Source organism: Stenotrophomonas sp. STEN020, from assembly GCF_056760195.1.
In genome coordinates this window covers 1-22,818 of sequence record NZ_JBRREI010000065.1, presented here as the reverse complement: position 1 = coordinate 22,818, position 22,818 = coordinate 1, and the positions used below count along the sequence as shown (strand labels likewise).

The 22,818-nt window shown below is 60.8% G+C and carries 25 protein-coding genes, 2 tRNA genes, 1 other RNA gene and 1 pseudogene; 17 read left to right on the top strand and 12 right to left on the bottom strand.

Features of this window, described 5'->3' with window-relative positions; all coding sequences use genetic code 11:
* Positions 1–308 precede the first annotated feature (308 nt).
* Complete coding sequence (locus ACVOLZ_RS19630) at positions 309–1,523, bottom strand: lytic transglycosylase domain-containing protein (RefSeq protein WP_481517592.1); 1,215 nt, start codon at positions 1,521–1,523, stop codon at positions 309–311.
* The gene (gloB, locus tag ACVOLZ_RS19625; protein ID WP_481517591.1) at positions 1,520–2,284 is read right to left on the bottom strand and encodes a hydroxyacylglutathione hydrolase; all 765 of its coding nucleotides are present in this window, start codon (positions 2,282–2,284) and stop codon (positions 1,520–1,522) included. The genes ACVOLZ_RS19630 and gloB overlap by 4 nt, the downstream gene beginning before the upstream one ends.
* An 11-nt stretch (positions 2,285–2,295) precedes the next feature.
* Here gloB and ACVOLZ_RS19620 point away from each other — a divergent pair, with 11 nt between their 5' ends.
* From ACVOLZ_RS19620 to dnaQ, 3 genes are read left to right on the top strand one after another with little or no spacing between them, the layout of a single operon-like run.
* A complete protein-coding gene (locus ACVOLZ_RS19620) occupies positions 2,296–2,949 on the top strand; it encodes a class I SAM-dependent methyltransferase (protein ID WP_481517590.1) in 654 nt (217 codons plus the stop codon).
* Positions 2,950–2,964: 15 nt separating this feature from the next.
* A complete protein-coding gene (rnhA, locus tag ACVOLZ_RS19615; protein WP_481514502.1) occupies positions 2,965–3,417 on the top strand; it encodes a ribonuclease HI in 453 nt (150 codons plus the stop codon).
* A gap of 8 nt (positions 3,418–3,425) precedes the next feature.
* The gene (dnaQ, locus tag ACVOLZ_RS19610; protein WP_481517589.1) at positions 3,426–4,154 is read left to right on the top strand and encodes a DNA polymerase III subunit epsilon; all 729 of its coding nucleotides are present in this window, start codon (positions 3,426–3,428) and stop codon (positions 4,152–4,154) included.
* A gap of 38 nt (positions 4,155–4,192) precedes the next feature.
* On the opposite strand, the gene ACVOLZ_RS19605 is transcribed toward dnaQ, so the two are convergent.
* Complete coding sequence (locus ACVOLZ_RS19605) at positions 4,193–4,897, bottom strand: PP2C family protein-serine/threonine phosphatase (RefSeq protein ID WP_481517588.1); 705 nt, start codon at positions 4,895–4,897, stop codon at positions 4,193–4,195.
* A gap of 202 nt (positions 4,898–5,099) precedes the next feature.
* Between ACVOLZ_RS19605 and ACVOLZ_RS19600 the strand changes: the two genes are divergently transcribed.
* Both ACVOLZ_RS19600 and ACVOLZ_RS19595 read left to right on the top strand, forming a co-directional pair.
* Positions 5,100–5,190: transfer RNA gene (locus ACVOLZ_RS19600), tRNA-Ser, on the top strand.
* 121 nt (positions 5,191–5,311) lie between these two features.
* Positions 5,312–5,710 (top strand): DUF6165 family protein, encoded by a 399-nt coding sequence (locus tag ACVOLZ_RS19595; RefSeq protein WP_481517587.1) that lies wholly within the window; start codon positions 5,312–5,314, stop codon positions 5,708–5,710.
* A 246-nt stretch (positions 5,711–5,956) separates the two neighbouring features.
* On the opposite strand, the gene ACVOLZ_RS19590 is transcribed toward ACVOLZ_RS19595, so the two are convergent.
* Positions 5,957–7,003, bottom strand: coding sequence for a glycosyltransferase family 9 protein (locus ACVOLZ_RS19590; protein WP_481517586.1), 1,047 nt, complete (start codon positions 7,001–7,003; stop codon positions 5,957–5,959).
* Positions 7,004–7,023: 20 nt separating this feature from the next.
* On the opposite strand from ACVOLZ_RS19590, the gene ACVOLZ_RS19585 reads away from it, so the two are divergent.
* Positions 7,024–7,773 (top strand): 3-deoxy-D-manno-octulosonic acid kinase, encoded by a 750-nt coding sequence (locus ACVOLZ_RS19585; protein WP_481517585.1) that lies wholly within the window; start codon positions 7,024–7,026, stop codon positions 7,771–7,773.
* 1 nt (position 7,774) lies between these two features.
* A complete protein-coding gene (locus ACVOLZ_RS19580) occupies positions 7,775–8,539 on the top strand; it encodes an MBL fold metallo-hydrolase (protein WP_481517584.1) in 765 nt (254 codons plus the stop codon).
* 276 nt (positions 8,540–8,815) lie between these two features.
* Here ACVOLZ_RS19580 and ffs read toward each other — a convergent pair.
* Positions 8,816–8,912, bottom strand: an RNA gene (gene ffs, locus ACVOLZ_RS19575) — signal recognition particle sRNA small type.
* Between the two features lie 311 nt (positions 8,913–9,223).
* Between ffs and ACVOLZ_RS19570 the strand changes: the two genes are divergently transcribed.
* On the top strand, positions 9,224–9,541 hold the full coding sequence (locus ACVOLZ_RS19570; protein ID WP_303749102.1) for a DMT family transporter: 318 nt from the start codon (positions 9,224–9,226) through the stop codon (positions 9,539–9,541).
* An 8-nt stretch (positions 9,542–9,549) separates the two neighbouring features.
* On the opposite strand, the gene ACVOLZ_RS19565 is transcribed toward ACVOLZ_RS19570, so the two are convergent.
* Together ACVOLZ_RS19565 and ACVOLZ_RS19560 are read right to left on the bottom strand one after the other, a co-directional pair.
* Entirely contained in the window at positions 9,550–10,002 is a 453-nt protein-coding gene (locus ACVOLZ_RS19565; RefSeq protein ID WP_481517583.1) for a GNAT family N-acetyltransferase, read from the bottom strand.
* Positions 10,003–10,160: 158 nt separating this feature from the next.
* Entirely contained in the window at positions 10,161–12,437 is a 2,277-nt protein-coding gene (locus tag ACVOLZ_RS19560; protein ID WP_481517582.1) for a GH92 family glycosyl hydrolase, read from the bottom strand.
* A 114-nt stretch (positions 12,438–12,551) separates the two neighbouring features.
* On the opposite strand from ACVOLZ_RS19560, the gene ACVOLZ_RS19555 reads away from it, so the two are divergent.
* The 5 genes from ACVOLZ_RS19555 (at position 12,552) to ACVOLZ_RS19535 (ending at position 15,958) form a co-directional block, all read left to right on the top strand.
* Entirely contained in the window at positions 12,552–12,986 is a 435-nt protein-coding gene (locus ACVOLZ_RS19555; RefSeq protein ID WP_481517581.1) for an AbrB/MazE/SpoVT family DNA-binding domain-containing protein, read from the top strand.
* A complete protein-coding gene (locus ACVOLZ_RS19550; protein ID WP_481517580.1) occupies positions 12,983–13,342 on the top strand; it encodes a type II toxin-antitoxin system ChpB family toxin in 360 nt (119 codons plus the stop codon). The genes ACVOLZ_RS19555 and ACVOLZ_RS19550 overlap by 4 nt, the downstream gene beginning before the upstream one ends.
* 395 nt (positions 13,343–13,737) lie before the next feature.
* Positions 13,738–14,406, top strand: coding sequence for a hypothetical protein (locus ACVOLZ_RS19545; RefSeq protein WP_481517579.1), 669 nt, complete (start codon positions 13,738–13,740; stop codon positions 14,404–14,406).
* 41 nt (positions 14,407–14,447) lie between these two features.
* Positions 14,448–14,936 carry an ImmA/IrrE family metallo-endopeptidase gene (locus ACVOLZ_RS19540; RefSeq protein WP_481517578.1) on the top strand — a complete coding sequence of 163 codons (489 nt, stop codon included), beginning with the start codon at positions 14,448–14,450 and terminating at the stop codon, positions 14,934–14,936.
* Entirely contained in the window at positions 14,933–15,958 is a 1,026-nt protein-coding gene (locus ACVOLZ_RS19535; protein WP_481517577.1) for a beta family protein, read from the top strand. The genes ACVOLZ_RS19540 and ACVOLZ_RS19535 overlap by 4 nt, the downstream gene beginning before the upstream one ends.
* Here ACVOLZ_RS19535 and ACVOLZ_RS19530 read toward each other — a convergent pair.
* From ACVOLZ_RS19530 to ACVOLZ_RS19510, 5 genes and pseudogenes are all read right to left on the bottom strand, one after another.
* Complete coding sequence (locus ACVOLZ_RS19530) at positions 15,942–16,568, bottom strand: hypothetical protein (protein ID WP_481517576.1); 627 nt, start codon at positions 16,566–16,568, stop codon at positions 15,942–15,944. The two genes, ACVOLZ_RS19535 and ACVOLZ_RS19530, sit on opposite strands and share 17 nt — an antisense overlap.
* A 52-nt stretch (positions 16,569–16,620) precedes the next feature.
* Positions 16,621–17,235 (bottom strand): hypothetical protein, encoded by a 615-nt coding sequence (locus tag ACVOLZ_RS19525; RefSeq protein WP_481517575.1) that lies wholly within the window; start codon positions 17,233–17,235, stop codon positions 16,621–16,623.
* Between the two features lie 88 nt (positions 17,236–17,323).
* A pseudogene (locus tag ACVOLZ_RS19520) lies at positions 17,324–17,566 on the bottom strand (integrase core domain-containing protein).
* Between the two features lie 279 nt (positions 17,567–17,845).
* Positions 17,846–18,427: a hypothetical protein gene (locus ACVOLZ_RS19515; RefSeq protein WP_481517574.1), complete on the bottom strand. Its 582-nt coding sequence runs from the start codon at positions 18,425–18,427 to the stop codon at positions 17,846–17,848.
* A 506-nt stretch (positions 18,428–18,933) separates the two neighbouring features.
* Positions 18,934–19,026, bottom strand: a tRNA-Ser gene (locus ACVOLZ_RS19510).
* Positions 19,027–19,165: 139 nt separating this feature from the next.
* On the opposite strand from ACVOLZ_RS19510, the gene dnaX reads away from it, so the two are divergent.
* From dnaX to ACVOLZ_RS19490, 4 genes are all read left to right on the top strand, one after another.
* Entirely contained in the window at positions 19,166–21,178 is a 2,013-nt protein-coding gene (gene dnaX / locus ACVOLZ_RS19505) for a DNA polymerase III subunit gamma/tau (RefSeq protein WP_481517573.1), read from the top strand.
* Positions 21,179–21,184: 6 nt separating this feature from the next.
* Entirely contained in the window at positions 21,185–21,505 is a 321-nt protein-coding gene (locus ACVOLZ_RS19500) for a YbaB/EbfC family nucleoid-associated protein (RefSeq protein ID WP_057629296.1), read from the top strand.
* A gap of 107 nt (positions 21,506–21,612) precedes the next feature.
* Positions 21,613–22,212, top strand: a complete 600-nt coding sequence (recR, locus tag ACVOLZ_RS19495) for a recombination mediator RecR (protein WP_282270729.1) — start codon at positions 21,613–21,615, stop codon at positions 22,210–22,212.
* A gap of 50 nt (positions 22,213–22,262) precedes the next feature.
* Positions 22,263–22,610 (top strand): histidine triad nucleotide-binding protein, encoded by a 348-nt coding sequence (locus ACVOLZ_RS19490; RefSeq protein ID WP_481517572.1) that lies wholly within the window; start codon positions 22,263–22,265, stop codon positions 22,608–22,610.
* Positions 22,611–22,818 lie beyond the last annotated feature (208 nt).

Here is a 22,818-nt window from a genome sequence, read left to right as displayed (position 1 = left end):
TTGTGGGCCCCCCCATTTGTTTCGGCCCCCCCCCCGGCGGGCCGGGGGGGGGGCGTCCCGGCAAATTTCCCGTTTTGGGGGGGGGGGGGTCCGCGGCGAAGCCGACAGTAATAAGACCGCAGGCATCCGCGCAATCGGAAGGATCACCGGCTTCGCGGCTCATGCCGCTCCCACAGGCGGAAAGGTCAGTGGTGAAGCCCCTGCCGAGCATGGCTCGGCACTACATCAAGTGCGGAAGCCCAACATCAAACGCAGAAGCCCGGCCAATGGCCGGGCTTCTGCGTCTGTTCTCATGTGGAAGCGTTGGCTCAGCGCGCTTCTTCGTAACGCAGCACCATGCCGGGCTTCAGCACAGCACTGGCATCCAGGTTGTTGGACGACAGCAGGGTCTTCACCGAAATGCCATAGCGGCGGGCGATGGTCCAGGCTGATTCGCCGCTGCGCACGGTGTGACGGCTGCCATTGCTGGCCGAGGCCACCGCGCGCGAAGGGGCTGCCGGGCGGCTGTTGGCTTTCGCAGGCGCCGTAGGTGCCGCATCGCGGGTCGCTACCAGCACGCTCTCGCGGTTGTCGCTCTCAACGCTGCCCATGGCCGCGGCCGGGGCCAGCACCCGGGTGCCGGAGCGCGAGCTGGTCAGGGCGGGGTTGAGGCGGGCGATACGTGCCGGGTCCAACGCGTTCTGTGCAGACCAGGCGGCCAGGGTGGTGTTGGCCGGCAGGGTGTGGCCCTTCAGGATCGGCACCTGCCGGTCCAGTGCGGCCATCAGATCGGGCTCGTTCTCGGCCTGTTCCAGCACGCAGGCCAGCGCATGCAGCTTTTCAACGTAGGCGTAGGTGATCGGCGACAGGCCCGGCAGCTCGGAAGCTGTCGCGTTCTGGGCATTCATGCCACCACGACGCAGCGACTGCAGGATGCGGTACTCGCCAGCGTTGTAGGCCATCGTTGCCAGCTGCCAGTCACCGCCAAACATGCCGTGCAGGGTCTTCAGGTAACGCACCGCGGCGCGGGTGGAATCCACCGCCGACAGGCGGCCGTCATAGCCCTTTTCCATCGGCACGCGGTGGTTGCGCGCGGTGGTGGCGATGAACTGCCACAACCCGGCCGGGCCGCTGGCATTGCGGGCGCCGGGGCGGTAGCCGCTTTCAACAAAGGGGATCAACGCGAATTCGGTCGGCAGGCCGGCGCTGCGCAGCTCGTCGACGACGTAGCCGAACAGCGGCAGCGCATCGTCCTCGACATTGCCCAGTCGTGACGGTGCATGCGAGAACTGCTTGCGCCAGCGTGCGCTGGTGGCGTCGGCGTCGCACTGTGGTGCGGCCAGGCCCTCACGGAAGTTGGCGAAGATCTCGCGCCCGTTACGGGTAGTCGGGGCCGGCAGCGAGGCCGGGTCCAGCGGTAATGCGGTCAGTGCGGCGACGTTCTGGGTCATGCCGGCGCTGACCGGGAGGGTCTGGGCGGCCAGCGTGCCGCTGCCCGTGCCCAACAACAACCCCAGCGCCAACGGCAGACTGAGCCGCCTCATGCGCGAAAACCGTCTTTCCACCGCCGCAATTCGGCGAAGACTTCCACCTGGTCGGTGGGCGCGCGACCAAGCCGTGCCGCGATCGCTGCAACGATGGCGGTATCGGCAGTCCGCAGAAACGGATTGCATTCCAGTTCACTCGCCAGGATGGCGGGAACGGTAGGACGGGAACTGCTGCGCATGTCCGAGGCTTCCTGTTGGCGGCGTTGCAATGCCGCGTTGGTGGGGTCGACATGCCGCGCAAACACGGCATTGGCCAGCGTGTATTCGTGCCCGCAGCAGACCAGTGTCTGTGGGGGCAGGGCGGCCATTCGCTGTAGCGAGGCCAACATCTGGGCGGGCGTACCTTCGAACATGCGTCCACAGCCCAGGCTGAACAACATGTCGCCACTGAACAAATGGTCGTGGCCGTAGTAGGCAATATGGCTTCGGGTGTGACCGGGAACTTCCATCACGCTGAAGTCGAAGCCCGACAATTCTACCCGGTTGCCTTCGCTGACTCGTTCACACTCCAATGCGATGCGTTCATCTACCGGGGCGATGACCCGCAGGCGCGGCCAGCGCTGGCGCAACTCCGCGACCCCGCCGATATGGTCATCGTGGTGGTGGGTAAGCAGGACACCTGCAGGCTGCATGCCTTGCGCAGCGGCTTCGAAAACCGGCCCGGCTTGGCCGGGGTCGACGAAAATCGTGCGGTCATCGGGCGTTTGCAGCGCCCAGATGTAGTTGTCCTGAAATGCGGGCAGGGCGATCAGTCGCATAGAATTGGAAAATGCCTGCCGCCCAGTCCCCCCGTCAAGCTGCAGTCTCGCCCTGGTTTGAGAAAGCCGGGGCGCAGGCGATGCGCGAATGGGAGCAGCGGCTGCTGTCTGAACAGATGCGCGGATTTCCGTCGCCGCCGTGGCTGTGGCTGGCACCAGATGCCTCCTGGCTGCCGGATCCTCCGCCGCAGGGGCGTGGCCTGCGCCTGCACCGCAACCCACAGGCGCCCGGCTGGGCAGGGGATCTGCGTTGCAGCCTGCCGTTGCCGTTGCCAAGCGAGTCGATCAAGGCCATCGCCATCGAGCATCCGGCGGCTGAGGAGTTGGAACCCTTGCTGTCCGAGTGCGCACGAGTGCTGATGCCTGGCGGACGGATCTGGGTGACCCTGCTCAACCGCTGCAGTCCGTACCGGGCGCATTGGCAATGGCAGGGCGCCCGGCCACCCTCGGTGACACGTTGCAGGACACTATTGCAGCGGCAGGGCATACGATGTCGCTCGCTGCGGCACTATGGCCCGCTGTGGACGCAGTCGGGCAACACCCCGGGCACGGCATTGCCGGCCCTGCGCGCCTTGTGCGTGCTGGAAGCTGAAAAACGCACCGCGGCCTTCATTGGCCCGATCAAGGCCAGTCGCGTCAGTTGGCGCGGCCCGGTGGCGACCTGAATTCAACGGAACACTATGAAGTCAATTGAAGTACATACCGATGGCGCCTGCCTCGGCAATCCCGGCCCCGGTGGATGGGGCGCGTTGTTGCGCTACAAGGGCCATGAGCGCGAGCTGGCCGGTGGCGAAGCTCACACCACCAATAACCGGATGGAGTTGATGGCTGCGATCATGGGCCTGGAAACGCTCAGCGAGCCCTGCAACATCACCTTGTTCACCGATTCGCAGTACGTGCGCCAGGGCATCACCGAGTGGATGCCGAGTTGGGTGCGGCGCAACTGGAAGACCGCCGGCGGCGACCAGGTCAAGAACCGCGACCTGTGGGAGCGCCTGCATGAAGCCACCCAACGCCATCAGATCGACTGGCGCTGGGTCAAAGGCCATTCCGGTGACCCGGACAACGAACGCGTGGACCAGTTGGCCCGCGATGCTGCAATCCGCGTGCGCGCTGGCGCCGCGAGCAACTGAGGTAGCTGATGCGCCAGATCGTCCTTGATACCGAAACCACCGGCCTGGAATGGAAGAAGGGCAACCGCGTGGTTGAAATCGGCTGTGTGGAGCTGCTTGAGCGGCGCCCCAGCGGCAATAATTTCCACCGTTACCTCAAGCCGGATTGCGACTTTGAATCCGGCGCGGCGGAAGTCACCGGCCTGAGCCTGGACTTCCTCGCCGACAAGCCGCGCTTCGAGGAAGTGGTGGATGAGTTCCTGGCCTATGTGGATGGCGCCGAGCTGATCATCCACAACGCCTCGTTCGACATGGGCTTCCTCGAAAACGAGATGAGCCTGGCCGGCAAGGGCCGCCTGGCCAACCGGGTGACGGTGACCGACACCCTGGCGATGGCGCGCGAGCGCTATCCCGGCCAGCGCAACTCGCTGGATGCGCTGTGCCGGCGTCTGGGCGTGGACAACGCGCACCGCACGCTGCATGGCGGCCTGCTCGATGCGCAGATCCTGGCGGATGTCTATATCGCGCTGACCTCGGGCCAGGAGGAAATTGGTTTTGGTCAGCCTGAAGCCGAATCGGCCAATGCCGGTGGTGTTGCACAGGCATTCGATGTGTCGGCGTTGTTGCCGCGGCCGCGCGTGCTGGTGACCGCGTCCGAGCAGGAAGCGCACGAAGCGCGTCTGGCCAGGTTGCGCAAGAAAGCCGGTCACGCATGGTGGGATGGCGAGCCCGCGCCTGCGCCTAGCGAGCCGGCCTGAGTCGCGCCGGTCTTTGACTTGAACGGAATTCCGCTGCCTTAGGGGAAGCGGACCAGAACCACGGTGACGTTGTCCGAGCCGCCGCCATCCAGTGCGGCGGCGACCAGTGCATCCACGCATTCCTGCGCGCTGCAGTCGCCGTGGCCCAGTGCTTCGCTGAGGCCGGTATCGTCGACTTCTTCTGTAAGCCCGTCACTGCACAGCAGCAGTTGCATGCCGGGGCGGAGTTCACCGGTGGTGGTGGCGACGTTGAGGTGGGCTGGATCGGTCACGCCCAATGCCTGGGTAACCACGTTGCGGTGCGGATGCGCGCGCGCCTGCTCGGCGGTGAGCGTGCCCTGGGCGATCAGTTCCTGCACATAACTGTGGTCCTGGCTGAGCTGGCCCAGCTTGCCGTCGCGCCACAGATAGGCGCGGCTATCGCCAATCCAGGCCACTTCGAAGCGATTGCCCTGCACGCGCGCGGCCACCACGGTGGTGCCCATCGGCAGGCTGTCGTTGCGGCGGCGTGAGCTGCGGATGATTTCCTCATCGGCGGTGCGGATGGCCTGCACCAGCGAGGCACCATTGCGTACTTCGCGGACGATGGTTTCGCGCGCCAAGGCGCTGGCTACCTCGCCACAGGCATGCCCGCCCATGCCGTCGGCCACCAGCCACAAGCCAAGCTCGCCGTCACCGTAGTAGGTGTCTTCATTGAGCTGGCGGCGCAGGCCGACGTGACTGAGGTGTCCGAATTCGATCATGAGTGCCCGAGCGGGCGGTGTTTCAGTTGTGAAGGTCACTGCATCATCGCGTTCATGGAGGTGTACGGCAAGCGCCTGCAGACACTCGTTTGGCTGGCGGAATGCAGCGCCTGGATGGCCAATAGTGCTTTTTTGTTAAAAACCGCTTGTCCGCGCAGCCGATGCCCCTTATCATTCGCAGCCCGGTTCGCCGGGGACATCTGGAGAGGTGGCAGAGCGGTTGAATGTACCTGACTCGAAATCAGGCAGGCGTTTATAGCGCCTCGGGGGTTCGAATCCCCCCCTCTCCGCCAGATACTTGAAAAAGCCACCCTCGGGTGGCTTTTTCTTTTTGCCGCTCCTGCGCCCGGGTGTTGCGGCTGAATACCCGGCAGCAGCGGCTACACTGTGCGCCTGATCCAATCGGTAAGCCCCATGTCAGAAATCCTCGTTCCCGTATCCTTCGGTGAGTTGTTGGACAAGATCTCCATCCTGCAGATCAAGTCCGAGCGCATGAGCGATGCGGCAAAGCTGGCCAATGTGCGCAATGAGTTGAACGCGCTGGACAGCACCTGGGCCACGCATCCGGCTGCCGCGCAGGACATCGCGGCGCTGCGTACCGAGTTGAAGGCGGTCAATGAGCGGCTCTGGGATATCGAAGACGACATCCGCCTGAAAGAGAAGGCGCAGGCCTTCGATGAGGAGTTCGTGCAGCTGGCCCGCAGCGTCTACATCCAGAACGACGAGCGTGCGCGCATCAAGAAGGACATCAACCTGGCGCTGGGTTCCAGCTACGTGGAAGAGAAGTCCTACCAGGACTACCGAGCGGGCTGAATCTGTTATGTAGGAGCGGCGTGAGCCGCGAAGCTCGTACATCATCAGATGGCAGGAATGCCGGGCGCGTCAGCACAGTCAGCTTCGCAGCTTACGCAGCTCCCACAAAAAGCCAAATCCGCCTTGTGGGAGCGGCGTAAGCCGCGAAGCTCGTAGATCAGCAGATGGCGGGAATTCCCGGCGCTGCAGCATGGTTAGCTTCGCGGCTTACGCCGCTCCTACAAAAAAAGCGGCTCCTGCAGCTGGTCAGCTTTGATGATCCGCGCGATAACGCTCAAACGCAGCAATCGCATCATCCACGGTGATCAGCGACATCACATCGTCGAACTCGATCTTGGTGCCCCATTTCAGCTCGCTGGCCGGCTTGTGCAGATAGCGGCGGGCGGCATCGTCATAACGGTCCACGCAATAGCGGCGGTCGGAATACGGGCCGCTGCGTGCCGGGTTGCTGGCCGCATGCAGGCCAAGCACCTTGGTGCCGACCGCGTTGGCGATATGCATCGGCCCCGAGTCGGGGGTGACCAGCAGTGAGGCGCGGGCCAATAGGGCCGGCAGCTGCTTGAGCGTGTCCTTGCCGACCAGATCCAACGCAGGGTGTTTCATCGCGGCGAGGATGGCATCGCTGGTGCTGCGCTCCAGTTCGCTGCGGCCGCCACACAGCACCACCCGCCAACCTTGGTCTGCAGCGTGGTCGGCCAGCGCGGCGTGGCGCTCGGCGTACCAGTTGCGGCGCTGGTGGCTGGAGCAGGGCGAGATCATCAGCACCGGCCGGCCATCCTCGTCCCATTGCGCGCGCGCCCACTCGTGGGCCGCTGGCGGTGTGGCCAGGTCCCAGCTGACCTCGGTCTGCTTCAGGCCCAGCGGCTCGCAGAAGCTGCCGATGGCATCGAGCACGTGGATGCCGGGGCGATCGGGGATGCGCTCATTGATGAAAAGCCCGTGCAGGTCCTTGGAGCGCGACTTGTCGTAGCCGATGCGGCGCTTGGCCGGGATGAACGCCGATAGCAGGTTGGCGCGCGCGGCAACCTGCATCTGCAGTAGGGCCTCGAAGCGGCCCGCCGGAAACTCACGCCGCAGCGCACGCATTCCAGCCAAGCCGCTGTTCTTGTCGTAGACGTGGAAGCTGACCCCTGGCAATCCATCCAGCAGCTTGTGGCCGGCCTTGTCGATCACCCAATGCAGCGGCGTGCCCGGAAACCCCCGCTGCAGTGTGCGCACCAGTGGTACCACATGGGTTACATCACCCAGTGCCGACAGGCGTAAAAGACACAACGGGGACGACGATGCAGGCATGTGTTGTTAGACTCGTAAAGATGGTCGCATTTGACGCCACTGAAGCGCTGACGCCCTGCCGCGATGGTCGCGGCTATGGCGCCATTCTGTTCGACCGCGAACGCCTGCGGCAAGCCGATCCCGGTTTGTTCGCGCCTGCGCAATGGGGTAGCAAGGCCCATCCGGTGGGCGATGGCGGACGTGGCGGGGCATGGTTCATTGACGCGCCGTTCGGTCGCAGCGTGCTGCGCCAGTACCTGCGCGGTGGCATCGCCGCCAAAATCAGCCACAGCAGCTACTTGTGGCGTGGTGCCAACCGGACGCGCAGCTTTGCCGAATTCCGCCTGATGCGCGAGCTGATCGTGCGCAAGTTGCCGGTGCCGCGGCCCTATGCCGCGTTCTACATGCGCGAAGGCCTGCGCTACAAGGCGGCACTGCTGATGGAACGGCTGGAAGACGTGCGTTCGCTGGCCGATCACGCGCAGGTCACCGGGCGCGGCGCGCCGTGGGAAGAGGCTGGGCGGATGATTGCGCGCTTCCATCGCGCGGGCCTGGATCACGCCGATCTGAATGCCCACAACATTTTGTTCGATGACGCCGGCCGCGGTTGGCTGATTGATTTTGACCGAGGCGTGCTGCGCATTCCGGCCACCCGCTGGCGCGAACGCAACCTCAAGCGCCTGCTGCGCTCCCTGCTGAAGCTGCGCGGCGCGCGCAGCCGCGAGGATGTGGAGCAGGACTATGCGCGGCTGCGCCGCGCCTATGATCTGGCCTGGAACCGGGGCGTGTGAAATGAGTTGGGCGTTGCGTTTTCTGGGGGTCGGCAATGCATCGGCCGTGGAGCTGGGTTCGCCGATGTCGGTGATCGAGCACGGCAGCCAGCCATGGCTGACCATCGATTGCGGCGGTGAAGGATTGACCGCCTACCGCAATCATTACGGCGCCATGCCGGATGCGCTGTTCGTCACCCACATCCATCTGGACCATGTGGCCGGCTTCGAGCGCCTGTTCGTCGATGCCTTCTTCAACCCGCAACGGCGCGGCAAGGTGCGGCTGTATGTGCCGGCGCCGCTGGTGCCGCTGCTGCACAAGCGGGTAGGCGACTACCCGAACGTATTGGCCGAGGGTGGCGCAAATTTCTGGGACGCCTTCCAGCTGATCGTGGTCGGTGATGCGTTCTGGCACGAGGGCGTGCGCCTGGAGGTGTTCCCGGTGCGCCACCACTGGCCGGAAACCGCCTACGGCCTGCGTCTGCAAGGCGCGCTGGTATGGAGCGGCGACACCCGCCCGATCCCGGAGATGCTGGCGCGATTTGCCGATGACAACGAATTGATCGCCCACGACTGCGGACTGCACGGCAACCCGTCGCATACCGGTGTGGATGATCTCGAGCGCGAGTACGACGCCGCCACCCAGGCGCGGATGATGCTCTACCACTACGCCAGTGCCGCCGACGGCGACGCACTGCGCGCGCGCGGCCACCGCGTGGCGATGCCGGGTGAATGTGTGCTGTTGAGCGAGCCGACGGCACCGCGTGCGGAGCCGTTTGAGGGTTGAGCATCGGGCTGCGGCTGTAGAAGCCGCTGAACTGCAGAAAACGTCAGTAGTTCATTGAAAGCGATATCTGAGCCCCTCTCCCGCCTGCGGGAGAGGGGTTGGGGTGAGGGCAAGCCGGAGTCGGGTTGGATAGGCCGCTGACATCACCCCGAAGCCAAGGCAAACAGAATCCGCCAAAGCGCCCCAGGTGTGCCGCGCTTGTCCGGGCTATAAAGCGCGCAAGCGCGATCGCCGCTTCAACAGCGGAATCATTTTCCGGGGCCCAAAAAGGTGGCGACCCCGCCGGCTTACCTCGGCGCCCGCGTCGATCGATACCGTTGCTGCCTTCCGGCCCTGGCGGGATTTTCGACCTAGCGTCGCGAGGGGCCGACGGGGCCACCATAGAGACGGTTTGGCCGCGCTATGCGCGGCCATTCACGATACGAGAGGCTGGGGCGATGCGATCATCAGCCGCCGATGCTTCATGGATCGGACACAAACTGGAGCAGGTCCTGATCGTGTGCGGCGATTGTAACGTATGCATGCACCAGCCGACCAGCGTTCCGGCTTGAACCCCGTGTAACCCGCAGCCGCCGGTTTGCGGCCCCAAACGCCAGGCTTGGATAGAATGCCCACCCAACGGAGGACGACCTCCGCCCATCACGGGACTTCACCCAGGACGGCCTGGCTTCTCTAGGAGGCTGTATGGCTTGGATCTATCTCGTGATTGCCGGTGTGCTGGAAATCGTCTGGGCGCTGGCAATGAAGCAATCCCACGGTTTCACCAAGCTGGTTCCCAGCATCGTCACCATCATCGGCATGATCGCCAGCTTCTGGTTGCTGGCCTTGGCCATGCGCACCTTGCCGTTGGGTACTGCCTATACGATCTGGACCGGTATCGGCGCGGTGGGCGCGTTCATCATCGGCATCATCTTTCTCGGCGAGCAGATCAGCGCGATGCGTATTGGCGCTGCTGTGTTGATCGTCAGCGGCCTGGTGCTGATGAAGCTGTCCAGCAGCTGATAGCTGCTTCAGTCCTCGCGCAGTTCCAACACCATCTCGACCGCATCCAGGCCCGGGCCGTGGCCATCCGCCACGACCCGGGTCACGCTGAATCCGAGTCGCGCGTAGAAATCCTGCGTGTGCTGACTGGTGCTGAGCTCCATGCGCTTCGCGTTCGGGTTCTGTCTGGCCTGATGCAAACGCGCAAGACTCAATTGCCTGCCGAAACCTTGCCGATGCTGGCTGCGCTCGACCATGCCCCAGCAAAAAACAGCGACGCCATCGGCCCGTACCGCCAAGCCGCCGCAGGCGACAACTCGGTCATCGTGCTCGATCAGCTGATAGTCGCAACCCTGCGCATCGCGCTGTAGAAACTGCTCGAAGTCTGCGCGTTCGGCTAGCGTGAAGTACTGGGGCACATTGCTGTCGAACAGCGACAGGCAGGCATCGGTATCAGCAGGTTGATAGGGACGGATCGGCATGCGCTGCAATCTAACAGCTGGGGAGGGGGCTGCTTTGGCTTTGGCTTTGGTTTTAGCTTTAGCCCCTCTCCCCTTGCGGGAGAGGGGTTAGGGAGAGGGGAGCGCGAAGCGTGCTTTCAACCGTCAAACAACGCAAACCTAGCAGCGCAAAAAACCAATCACCGCGACATCGAATAAGGCAACGTCGCCGCATCAGCAGCCCAGGACTTGTTCGGCTCAGCCTGCATCGTAAACCGCAGCTCCCCACCAGCAACAATCTCCTGGTGCGTTACGTACGCACGGTCCAAAGGCTTGCCATTGAGGCTCACCGAACCAACATACGCATGCGCAGCATCCAGCCCGGTAGCAACGATGTTGAAACGCTTCCCATTAGGCATATTCAAGGTCGCCTGCGGCAGGAACGGCCGACCGATGACGTACTGGTTGCTGCCCGGAGCAACCGGGTAGAAACCCAGCGCAGTGAACACATACCAAGCCGACATCTGCCCAAGATCGTCGTTACCGGCCAATCCATCCGGCCGTGCCGCGTACTGCGTATCCATGATCTGCTTCAAGCGCGCCTGCGTGCGCCACGGCTGCCCGGCATGTGCATACAGATAGGCCACGTGGTGGCTGGGTTCGTTGCCATGTGCGTACCAGCCAATCAGCCCGGTGATGTCTTCCATATGCGCGAAGATCGACGGGTCGACTTTGGCTTCAAACACATCGTCCAGACGCTGCAGCAGCTTGTCGCTGCCACCATGCGCCGCCGCCAATCCAGCGACATCCTGCGGCACATACCACGAGTACTGCCAGGCATTGCCTTCAGTGAAGTCCGTGCCGTAACCACTGGCGCTGGGATCGAACGGCTCGCGGAAACTGCCATCGCGCTTGCGCGCCCGCATGAAGCCGGTGCCCGGGTCGAAGGCATGCTTCCAGTTCGCCGCACGCTTGTTGAACTCGCTTGCCACTTCGGTCTTGCCCATGTCCTTGGCCACCTGCGCGATGGTCCAGTCGTCATAGGCATATTCCAGCGTCTTGCTGGCTGCTTCGCCTTCCTCATCGATCGGCACATAGCCGAGCTCGCGGTACTGCGCGATGCCGTCATACGGACCGTAGTTGGCACTGGCGACCATCGCCTGCAAGGCCTCTTCGGTGTTGTAACCACGGATGCCCTTCATATAGGCATCGGCGATCACCGGCACCGCGTGGTAGCCGATCATGCACCAGGTCTCCAGACCGTGGAACGACCACACCGGCAGCACGCCATACGGACTTTCGCGGCGTGAGGCCAGCAGTGAGTTGACGAAATCATTGGTGCGCTGTGGTGGCTGCACCAGCGTGGCCAAGGGGTGCAGGGCGCGATAGGTGTCCCACAGCGAGAACGTCGAATAGTTCGTCCAGCCCTTGGCCTGATGCACCGCGTTGTCCGGCCCGCGATAACGGCCATCGCTGTCCATGAACAAGGTCGGCCCCAGTAGCGTGTGATACAGCGCGGTGTAGAAGCGGGTGCGTTCGTCGGCGCTGCCCTGCGCTTCGACCGCACCCAGCGCCTCGCTCCATTGCTGCTTGGCGGCAGCGCGCATGCTATCGAAATCCCAGCCCGGCGCTTCCGCATCCAGGTTGGCAATCGCACCTTCCTCGCTGACCGGCGAGATCGCCACCTTCACCAACAACGGCTTGCCAGCCTCCGGCAACACATCAAAGGCAGCAACCAACTGCCGGCCTTCGATCTGTGCGCGCTGCGACGGGTCCTTCTCGCCCGGCGGCGGGAAGCCCTTGTAGACCACATCTTGCTCAGTGTCGTGCAGCTGATGGCCGCTGAGCGGCTGCGAGAAACGCATCGCGAAATACAGCTGCCGGCCCGGCGCCCAGCCACGCGTCTCGCGGAAGCCGGTAACCGTGCCATCGGCCCGCACCCGCAAGCGCGACCACAGGATCTTGCCCGGGTAGTCGTACATGCTGGTACGGAGGTCGAGCACGACATGCGCTGGTTTGCCGGTAGGGAAGCTGTAGCGGTGCATGCCGACGCGCGCGCTGGCAGTGAGCTCGGCGCGCACCTTGTAGTCGTCCAACGTCACCGCGTAATAGCCCGGCTGGGCGGTTTCGCTGGCATGACTGAAGCGCGAGCTATAGCCGCTCAAGGGCTGATCCGGATTGCCGCGTTCGAGCTTCAACTCACCGGTAGTCGGCATCAGCAGGAGATCGCCCAGATCCGAATGGCCGGTGCCGGAGAAGTGAGTATGCGAGAAACCGACGATGGTGCTGTCGTCATAGCGGTAACCCGCCGCCCAGCCATAGCCGTTCTTGCGTGACTGGATGCGGGTATCGGGCGAGAGCTGGACCATGCCGTAAGGGATGGTCGCCCCCGGATAGGTATGGCCCTCCCCGCCGGTACCGATGAAGGGGTTCACGGCGGCGTAGGCGGCTTCGTTGGCGACGGGCGAGGCCGCCATTGCTGAAGACGGCGGTAGAGAAGAGGTTGCTACGGTTGCTGCAAGCACTAACAGGATCGCGCCAAGCTGCTTCATTCCGCACCTTTTGGATCGGTCTAATACTGGGAAGCTAGCATGTTCAAGGACGGTCTGGCGGGCCATCGGTCCTGTCTGGATCTGAGGCGCAGCGCTTCAAACTCCACTGTGGCAGGAGGTTTGCCGACGGTGGCTTGGCTGGTGAATCTGACCCAGCTGCGGGTTTGCTGTGGCAGAAGCGTGGATCTACAATGTATCTACATCTGTGGAGGCATCATGCACGCCAAAATTCAGCGTTGGGGTAATAGTGCAGCTGTTCGCCTGCCTGCATCCATTCTCAAGGCCATGGATCTGGGGAGTGGTGACACGCTGGAGATCGGCGTCGAGGATGGCGCGTTGATCCTGACTCCGGTCAAGGCACGGCCCCGCTATCAATTGTCAGAGTTGCTGGCGCAGTGCGATTTGAACGCACCGCAGGATGAAGAACTGGCCGCCTGGAACAGCAGCAAGCCGGTAGGAAACGAAGCGTGGTGAGCCGCCCGCGATTCGATCGCGGCGATATCATCAGGGTTCAGCTCAATCCCGGCGCCGGCCAGGAAATGCAGGGTGACATGCGGCCAGCACTGGTTCTGAGCCCTACACCGTTCAACGGCACAGGTTTGGCAATCGTCGCTCCGATCACTCAAGGTGGATTGGTTGGGCGGAATGCAGGATTCGCGGTGTCGCTGTCAGCGACGGGCACCGAGACGCAGGGCGTGGTCCTGGTCAACCACCTGCGCAGCATGGATTTGAGCGCGCGCGGTGCACGAAAGGTGGAGCGAGCGCCTGCCGGTGTGGTGGATGAAGCGTTGGCGAAGGTGGCTACGTTTCTTGGGGAATCGGTGGAGTGAACTCGAAGATGCTGCGGGCATTGAGGTTGTCGGCGGCTCAAGAAACGAGCGTCGCAATCGCATCGAAGGTAATTCGTTCGAGTCTCTGAACTTGGCCTTGGAAATTGTTTCGCTGGCTGGCAGTTAGCAGGGAAAAGCAAAGGCCACCCAATTGGCGACCTTCTCTATCTGGCGGAGAGAGGGGGCTTATTGAATCAGCTCTAATACCTTGATCTTCAACCGGAACGTAAACCGGACCCGTGTCCTGTGTTGTGTTCCTTGGCTTAGCCCGTGGCGGCGACCCTGGCTAGACGCGGGTAGACTCGATTTCTGCGAGTCTTGTCCACCATCACCGGGCCTAGCAAAAAGTCCTGGACTTGTCCACAATGTCTCAATGCGTGAGATTGGGAACTGATATGAAGGCTTCAAGGAAGAAGAAGAACCACTGGCGCCGCAGAACTCACGAGGTTCTGACTGGGCTCATCGGACTGGCGTTTTTGGGTTTCTTTCTGTTGGTCTGGCAAGTTCACGCCTTTGACCTGCAAAAGGTTCTTCCTAAGTCCAATGGAGAGGTCACCGAGGGCGCTGTTCAAGCGTCAAAATTGCCACCAACTGCGAAGATTGAAGTTGATAGGACTCCTGCTCCTGCTCCTGCTACTCCTCCTGTTCTTGCCACTCCCAGCGGTCCCCTGCCCAAGGCAGATCGATGGAGCGACGGAGATGTGGTTTCAGCGCTTAGCAGCTTCTATCAAACAATCATTACGATGATGGGGCTGCTGCTAGGCATAATAGGGATCTTGGCCGTGATAACGCTGCGATTTCTTTCGAAGACCGCTGCCGAAGACATCGCCCATGAGGCTGCTGATAAAGCAATGGCTCGTTATTTGGAATCTAGGCAATTTGGTGAGAATGTAAAATACGCCATCGAGGAGACTGGATTGGCGTATCAGCTTGAAAATTTGGAAGAAGATATTGATTTCATAAAATCTATTCTGAAAAAGAGCAGGAGACGCCCCGCAGCGGGACGTTACGATGAAGATGCAGACGGGGATGTTGTCCCCGGCGATTGGAGCGAAGAAGGCTAATGGCAGTTGTGCGGAAAAAGACAATTCCAACGAGCGTCGTAGTGGCCAGCGAACAGTTGGAAAGAGATCTGCATCAGCGTCTGGCTGAGGCTGGTTTACTGACCGTGCCTGTTAATATCTTAGCAATTGCAGAATTTCTCGGGTTGGAAGTGATCGAAGAGCCGATGGCTGATGATCTTTCAGGCTATCTTGAAGTCAGGTCGGGGACTTGGGTGGTCGGGGTAAACTCTCTGCACCATCGGAACCGAAAGCGATTTACCATTGCGCACGAAATTGCTCACTATGTGTTGCACTCGGCACGCCAGAAGAGCTTTCATGATCAAACCTTCGCGCGTCGCAATGACGCTCCAAATCCCATGGAGCGAGAGGCGGACCGTTTCGCTGCTCAGCTTCTTATGCCAGAAGACGAGGTTCGCAGACTGATAGCGTCGGGTGTAACAACACTATCAGGATTGGCAACAAACTTCGGAGTATCCGCGTTGGCGATGAAGTATCGAGTCCAGAACTTAGGCTACCAGGTTAACCAATGACGAATTATTCCCCTATCCTTCGGTCCAGAGCGGCCGAATTGCGTGGTTTGAAGGAGCTGACGGATCAGACTAAGGGGAAGATTTTTCCGATTATTGAGTTGACTCGTTCTCGGCGAACCAGCAAGAACCCAGCTGGTGACATCGTAAAGAGTGTCGAGGCCGTGTGTGAAATTCTTGGCGAACAGCCATTCATCGCCGACCTGACTTCCCTCGAAAGCCAGCAGAATGCAGAATTCGATCAGCTGCTCAATGAGGATGCAGGGTTTTCTGCATGGACAAACTTTGCTTTAAATAGCCTGCCTGTCCAGTGCATTCCAGTGGTTCACCTGCTCGAACCTTTCGAACTCGTTCCATTTCAAATGCAAGTAGGCGAGCTCAACAATAGGTTCCCGGTTCTCGCCATCCGCATTCCCACTAGTTATGCGGATTACGCGGTGCTAATTGGCGCGCTGAAAGTTGTATTTCCTGATCCTTCTAAGATATGCCTCATTCTTGATGCAGGCTATGTGTCTCAGAAGGCAGTGAGCGGGGCTCATGCCCGGTTGTCGGAAATGCTGCAAGTGGTGGATGGGGTCAAATTCTACTCTAAGACGATTGCAGCCAGTTCATTCCCAAGCAGTGTTGTATCAGCGGGGGGCGGGGATGATCAGGGCGAGTTTGATCTGACCGAAGTTATTCTTTGGAATGATTTGAAGCAGCGATATTCTGATCTGGACTACGGTGATTACGCCGGGGTGCACCCTATGGATTTTACTGGCACAGTTACGAGCTGGGTTCCTCGCGTAGACGTAATGCTGGATGAGAAATTTTACTACCATCGTTATCGTCGTTCAGATGGCGGATATATAAAATCAGCGCAGGAAGCTTATAAAGACCCACGATATGTCCCTCTCGCTTGCTGGGCTGAGGAGAACATCAAGTTGGCCGCTGCTGGCACGCCAGCGGGCCGTAGTCCGTCTTTCTGGATATCCAATCGAGTGAACTTCCACCTGTCTCGACAGGCACTCAGGGTCGTCGGCTAACATTCTCATTAAGAGTGAGCATGCGTACATCATCAAGAGTGACCGTGTGGCCTAATTCGTTTCTGAATGCTTCGAATCGTGGCAGTAGTCTGTCATGCACGGCCCCAAGTGCCAAATCAGAGAGTTCAGCGCTAGATATCTGTTGCCGTGTCGCTTGTGCAAGCAACTCGTAATGTCCTGTCACTGGTAGCCCTTTCTCTCGCATAATTTTGCGAAGGTCGTCCGTTCTAAGCCACTTCAATGCCGCGCTCGGTGTTAGGCGAGTCCTCATGCGCGGCATTCGAACTGTAATGAGTTCGTCTTCGCGCAGTGCCATCAAGCCGGCTGATCTTGGCACGCGGTCCCTGACTATGGGGATCCAAGTCACATCCGTAGCCACAGAGAAGTCCAGGAACATCTCAGAGTAACCAAGGACCTGGTCACCCAACTTGTCGAAATTATCTCTTGGTCCTTTAATTTCAATAGCACTTAGACGCGCGGGCGACGAGATAACCAGGTCAGCTCGATACTTGCCATCGCCAAAACGCACCTCAGATCCCAGCACCTCATCGAAATTGAGTGTTGGCAGTATCGCCGAAACGATTAGAGCTTTGATGTCGTCGGCATACATTGGCGGTCAATCGAGCGTAGAAGGTGTCATTCTGACAGCACGCACAACGAATTCATAGTGCCTCTTCAATCAATAGGTAAACAGGTTTATAGCTGTATGAGAATAAGAAATTAGAGTGATGCGGGTTGTTGGTGAGAAAGTGGCGAAGCGTGTCCATTATGTGCATTGCGGTGGCAAACGACATTATCTCGCTAGCTGCAGTAATCGATTGAGCCATATTCGCTCTATCTATCGTAGAAATTAGAGTCCCGTCGTCACAAACAAGAGACGTCACTCCCCCGTGATCCTGAAGGGAAAAGTGAATGTCGTTCCTCGTGGATTTCCCCCGCAGCTCGATCCAGTGCGTGCGAGAAGGGGTGAGCTCAAATAGAGATCTTCCGGCGCAGAAGGCGGCGACGCTCGGTATGCCGAACTTCTTGGCTTCTTTGGCAAAATTGATCAGTTGCCAATTAATTTTACCATCAATAATATTTGGGTTTTTGTTGATCTTCGGCCTCCGTGCAAAAAGCGCAACCACACGCACGTTTTTTCCATTGTGAGCGCAGGCAGATTGGGCTCCTCCCTCCCTGCTTTTCCAGTAAAATATAGGCGCGACGGAATTTCCGCTGGCTGATAAAATCTTAATAAGCTCTGGGATAATCACATATTCCAAACTGCGCTCGTTCATGAAGCTGGTCGAATTCTTAGCCATCGAGTGACCCTGTCAAAGTGCTTGGCAATTTTGATCTGTAATGACCCGCCGCTTTCTGCTCAGGTCATGCGGTTAATGTAGCGGCATAGGCCGCGTCCGGGGTTATCATCTTCAGTGCCTGATGTGGACGCTGTTGGTTGTAGAAGGCGATCCAGTCAGCAATCACCCGTAGGGCGTGGGTTTGGCTCATAAAGCGACGTCGATGCATGCACTACTCCTTCAGGGTGCGTATCACGCGTTCGACCATCCCGTTCTGCTGAGGGCGGTGCGGGGTGATGAGCTCTTGCTTCAAGCCGCAGCTTCGCACCAGTCGGGTTTAGTCGCGACTGGTGAAGGCTAGGTCATAGTATATCTGGAGGCATGAGTTCTTTGCAGGTAGCCATCGTCTCCGAGCGCTTCCTAAGGGCTCTCGCACGCCCCGGGTGTTCGTTGACGATGGCTACCCAATCTCATCCTGCGCCCGCAGCGACCTGGGGCGTGATTGATATTGCAAAACGCTACCTCGGATTCTTCATTGGGGGGGGCGGTAAGTAGCGGCGTTTTCGCGTGGCGAGTTCGCGGGAGGACGACGGTCTATTCTTTACCCTCAGCCATCAAGCCGCTTGACGAGTTGCAGCAATACTCGGCGGAGCTGTTCATTCGTCAAGACGATGCTCTTCGATGTGTTCTTCTTAGCGCGCTTGCCGACTAGGAATTTGTCGATATACCAGCCAATGATGGAGATTGCCATGGGAAGGGAAATGGATGCATACCATGATCGCTTATTTGGTTTGGCGCTCGCGTTTTGAGAGGTGAGGCTATACATCCCGTCCTCAATTCGACGTGGATCCATCTTGGCTAGCCTACAGTCGCCGTGGGCTAAGAGCATCGAAACGTCGAATATTGTGCCCATGTCCTTGGCGCTGTCATGCTCAAATACTTGGAAATAGAAGTCATTCTTCCCACCCTTGGGTAGGGGGGCGCTTCGATCCAAGGCGCGATACTCCACCTCAGACTCCAGCAGGGCTGTTAGCTCCTGATAGGTGAGGGACAACGTTCCGTCATTGGCGTTCTTGCGGAAATAGACGACATTGCCGGAGGTAAGTTCGAGTCTCCCTTTGCGCGCGCCGTTGCGGTCAGTGATCTGTATTGTCGTGTGTTGTGTGGTCTTGGGTTCGCGAACAGGCATTCAATTATTCCTGGCTAGATTTTTGATGCGGACTAGAAGATTAAGGCCTCAGCCTAGCGAAGAGGATAAGCAGCTACCTGTCCGATGTGGGCAGTCAGTCGGCGGGGATGGCTTGTACAAGCCTGTGCTCTCGTCAGGTAATACGCGTCAGGTTCCGAGCTACTCTTAAAGTGTTTTTTCTTCGACTCGGCCACTTAGCTCTTTGTTTATAAGAATGAGATCATGGGCCTTTGCGAAATTCAAGCCGTTTGAACGACGCCTAGAACGCCACGCGTTTAAACCTGGGCTGAAAAATTCAGGGCACAAAAAATCCCATGAAATTAGGGGGAATTGATTATCTGGCGGGAAGTGGGATTGATTCGGTGCTTCGCACCTTCACCCTGCGGGCGGCTGCGCCGTCCCACCGGCTACGCCGGCGGTCGAACCCATAGGGGCTCTCATCGCCCATGCTTTCCGCCAGACAAAAAAGAAAAGGCCACCCAATGGGCGGCCTTTTCTTTTTTATCTGGCGGAGAGAGGGGGATTCGAACCCCCGAAGCGCGGTTTAGACGCTTACACACTTTCCAGGCGTGCTCCTTCAACCACTCGGACACCTCTCCGGATCCTGCCGCGCTAATGCCTCGGCAGGGGCGTGGATTCTATAGGGACTGGCGGCCGTTCACAAGCACCCCCTCAACAGGGTGCTGGCGGATGGGTCGGCCATGGCACAATGGGGCTTCAGATGAAGACGGTTGCCTGATGTCCTATCTCGTCCTTGCCCGCAAGTGGCGTCCGAAGCGTTTTGCCGAGTTGGTGGGCCAGGAACACGTGGTCCGTGCGCTCAGCAATGCGCTCGACAGTGGCCGCGTCCACCACGCCTTTCTGTTCACCGGCACCCGGGGTGTCGGCAAGACCACCATTGCCCGCATCTTCGCCAAGTCGCTGAACTGCGAGAACGGCACCAGCGCCGACCCCTGTGGTCAGTGCCGGGCCTGCTTGGACATCGATGCCGGCCGCTACATCGACCTGCTGGAAATCGATGCCGCGTCCAATACCGGCGTCGACGACGTCCGTGAGGTGATCGAGAACGCCCAGTACATGCCCTCGCGTGGGCAGTACAAGGTCTACCTGATCGACGAAGTGCACATGCTCTCCAAGGCGGCGTTCAATGCGCTGCTGAAGACGCTGGAAGAGCCGCCGGAGCATGTGAAGTTCCTGCTGGCCACCACCGATCCGCAGAAGCTGCCGGTCACGGTGCTCAGCCGCTGCCTCCAGTTCAACCTGAAGCGCTTGGACGAGGAGCAGATCCACGGCCAGATGTCGCGGATCATGACGGCCGAGCAGATCGAGTTCGACGACAGCGCTTTGGTGCAGCTGGCGCGCGCGGCCGATGGCTCGCTGCGTGACGGCTTGTCGCTGCTGGACCAATCCATTGCCTATGCCGGCGGCGCGCTGCGCGACGACGTGGTGCGCACCATGCTCGGCACGGTGGACCGCACCCAAGTCAGCGCGATGCTCGATGCCTTGGCCGATGGCGAAGGTGCGCGCCTGCTGCAGGTGGTTGCCGGGCTGGCCGAGTTCTCGCCGGACTGGAGCGGGGTGCTGGATGCCCTGGCCGAAGGCCTGCACCGCATCCAGGTGCAGCAGCTGGTGCCGGGCACTTCGGTGCCGGGTGAAGGCGTCGACGCCGTGGCCTTTGCCCAGCGCCTGCGCCCGGAAGTGGTGCAGCTCTGGTATCAGATGGCCCTTGGCGGCCGTCGCGATCTGCATCTGGCTCCCAGCCCGCGCGCTGGCTTTGAAATGACCGTGCTGCGCATGCTGGCGTTCCGCCCGGCAGGCGCGGTACCGGCGACGCCGGAAGGCAGCGCATCCGGGACTGGCGCAGGTGTGGGTGGCAATACGCAAGCCGCACCAGCCGTTGCCGCAGCGTCGGCGCAGACCGCCAAGCCGGTTGCAGCGCAGGCTGCACCAGTTGCAGTCGCGCCAGCGCCAGAACCCAAGCCTGTGCCCGAACCCGCAGCCGTCGTGCCGCAACAAGCCGCGCCAGCGCCGGAACCCGTAGCGCCCGCGTCTGAGCCCGTGCAAGCTCCGGTAGTAGCTCCGGCTCCGGTGCAAGCTGCCAAGCCCGCAGCCGCCGACGAAGATCTGCCGCCATGGGCGGTTGAGGCGGCGGAAGCGAACGCGCGTGACGAGGCAATGGCTGCCGAAATGGCCGTGCCGGAAGCGCCCGAAGCCATTGAGATGCCTGTTGCAGCACCGATTGAAGCGCCGAAGCCGGCCCCCGTCGCTGCGCCGCAGCCGGTTCAGCAGGCCGAGCCGGTTCGTCCCAACGGTATCGCCATCGAACCAGTGGCAGCCTCGGTACCGGCACAGAGCGGGCGTGCCTTGAACACGGCCGAGCAGTGGCTGGACCTGATCGACGACAGTGGCCTGAGTGGTCCGTCGCGCGAGCTGGCTGCCAATGCCGCCTTCGTCAGCTTCCAGCACGGTGTGCTGAGGCTGGCCTTGTTGCCGGGCTTTGAATACCTGCAGTCTGAGCGCGCCTTGAATGCTCTTGCGCAGGCGCTGTCGCAGGCCTTGGGTAGCACGCCCAAGATCCTTATTGAGACCGGCAACGCCCAGGCTGAAACCTTGCACCAGCGCGCAGATCGTCAGCGCGGTGAACAGCAATCCGCGGCCGAAGCCGTGTTCATGGCCGACCCTCAGGTGCAGCAGCTGATACAGCAGGGTGCACGGGTCGTGGCCGATTCCATCCGTCCTTTCAAAGAGTAACCAACCATGCGCGGCAATATCGCCCAAATGATGCAGCAGGCCCAGAAAATGCAGGAAAACCTGCAGAAGGCCCAGGAAGAAATCGCCAAGTTGGAAGTCACCGGCAGCGCCGGCGGCGGCATGGTCAGCGTGACCCTGAGTGGCACCAAGGAGTGCCGCAAGGTGCGTATCGATCCGTCGGTGCTGAGCGATCCGGAAATGGCTGAAGACCTGATCGCAGCCGCGTTCAACGATGCTGCCAACAAGATCGACGCCGAATCGCAGAGCCGCATGGGCTCGGCCACGGCTGGCATGAAGCTGCCGCCGGGCATGAAGCTGCCGTTCTGATGTGGCCCGCGCCGGCTAGCCCGGCGCATGCACGTCCCCGCGCCGCGAAGCCTCCGGGCTTCGCGCGTTTGTTTTAGCGATACGCCTGCTGTGATGAGACCGTTGCGATGAGCCTGCCGCTGCTGGAACAACTGATCGAAGCCTTCCGCGTGCTGCCCGGCGTTGGCCAGAAGACGGCCCAGCGCATGGCCTACCACGTGCTTGAGCGTGCCCGCGACGGTGGCCAGCGTTTGTCGGAGGTGCTGGCGGAGGCCATCGAGAAGATCGGCCACTGCAAGCAATGCCGCGATTTCAGCGAAACCGAGCTGTGTCCGGTCTGCGCCAGCAGCAGCCGCGAGCGGCAGATGCTGTGCGTGATCGAATCACCGGCCGATAGGCTGGCGATCGAGCATGCAACCAGCTACCGCGGTGTGTATTACGTGCTGCAGGGGCGCTTGTCGCCGCTGGATGGCATCGGCCCGCGCGAGCTGGGCCTGGATCAGCTGGAAACACGTTTGGCGCAGGGCGAGGTTACCGAGTTGATCATCGCCACCAACTCCACCGTCGAAGGTGAGGCCACCGCGCACTACCTGGCGCAGCTGGCACGCCGCAACAAGGTGCGTCCCAGCCGCCTGGCGCAAGGCCTGCCTTTGGGTGGCGAGTTGGAATACGTGGATCGCGGCACCTTGTCGCACGCCTTCGGCAGCCGCAGCGAAGTCGGCGAATAAGCCGCGCCGGGGCTGTAAGCTGTAGGTCGTTTACTGCAGCGAGCCCCCACATGACCGATACCATTTTCGGCAAGATCATCCGCCGCGAAATTCCCGCCGCCATCGTCTACGAAGACGAGGACGTACTGGGCTTCAAGGACATCGCCCCGCAGGCACCGGTGCATGTGCTCTTCATCCCGAAGAACGAAGTCATCCCGACCCTGGATGATCTGCAGCCGTCGCAGGCGCATCTGATTGGCAAGTTGGCTTTGGCGGCTGCGGCGTATGCACGCCAGGAAGGTTTCGCCGAGAACGGCTACCGGATCGTCATGAACTGTCGCGAAGATGCCGGGCAGACGGTATTCCATATCCACCTGCATTTGTTGGCAGGCGCGCCCTTGGGGCATTTCGGCGCGTGAGAAAGCTGCTTTTGTAGGAGCGGCGTAAGCCGCGAAGCCGATAGCAACCAAGCAACTGCGAAGCCTGTTCGCGCGATCCAACAGTTTCTGGTTGCGCTATGTCGCTTGCGGCGGAGAGATCTGTGGCTTCGCCGGATACCCCCCCGCAACCCAAAATACCAATAGGCCAAAGCGACAAACAAAAAAACCGCCCCCATGGGGGGGGGTT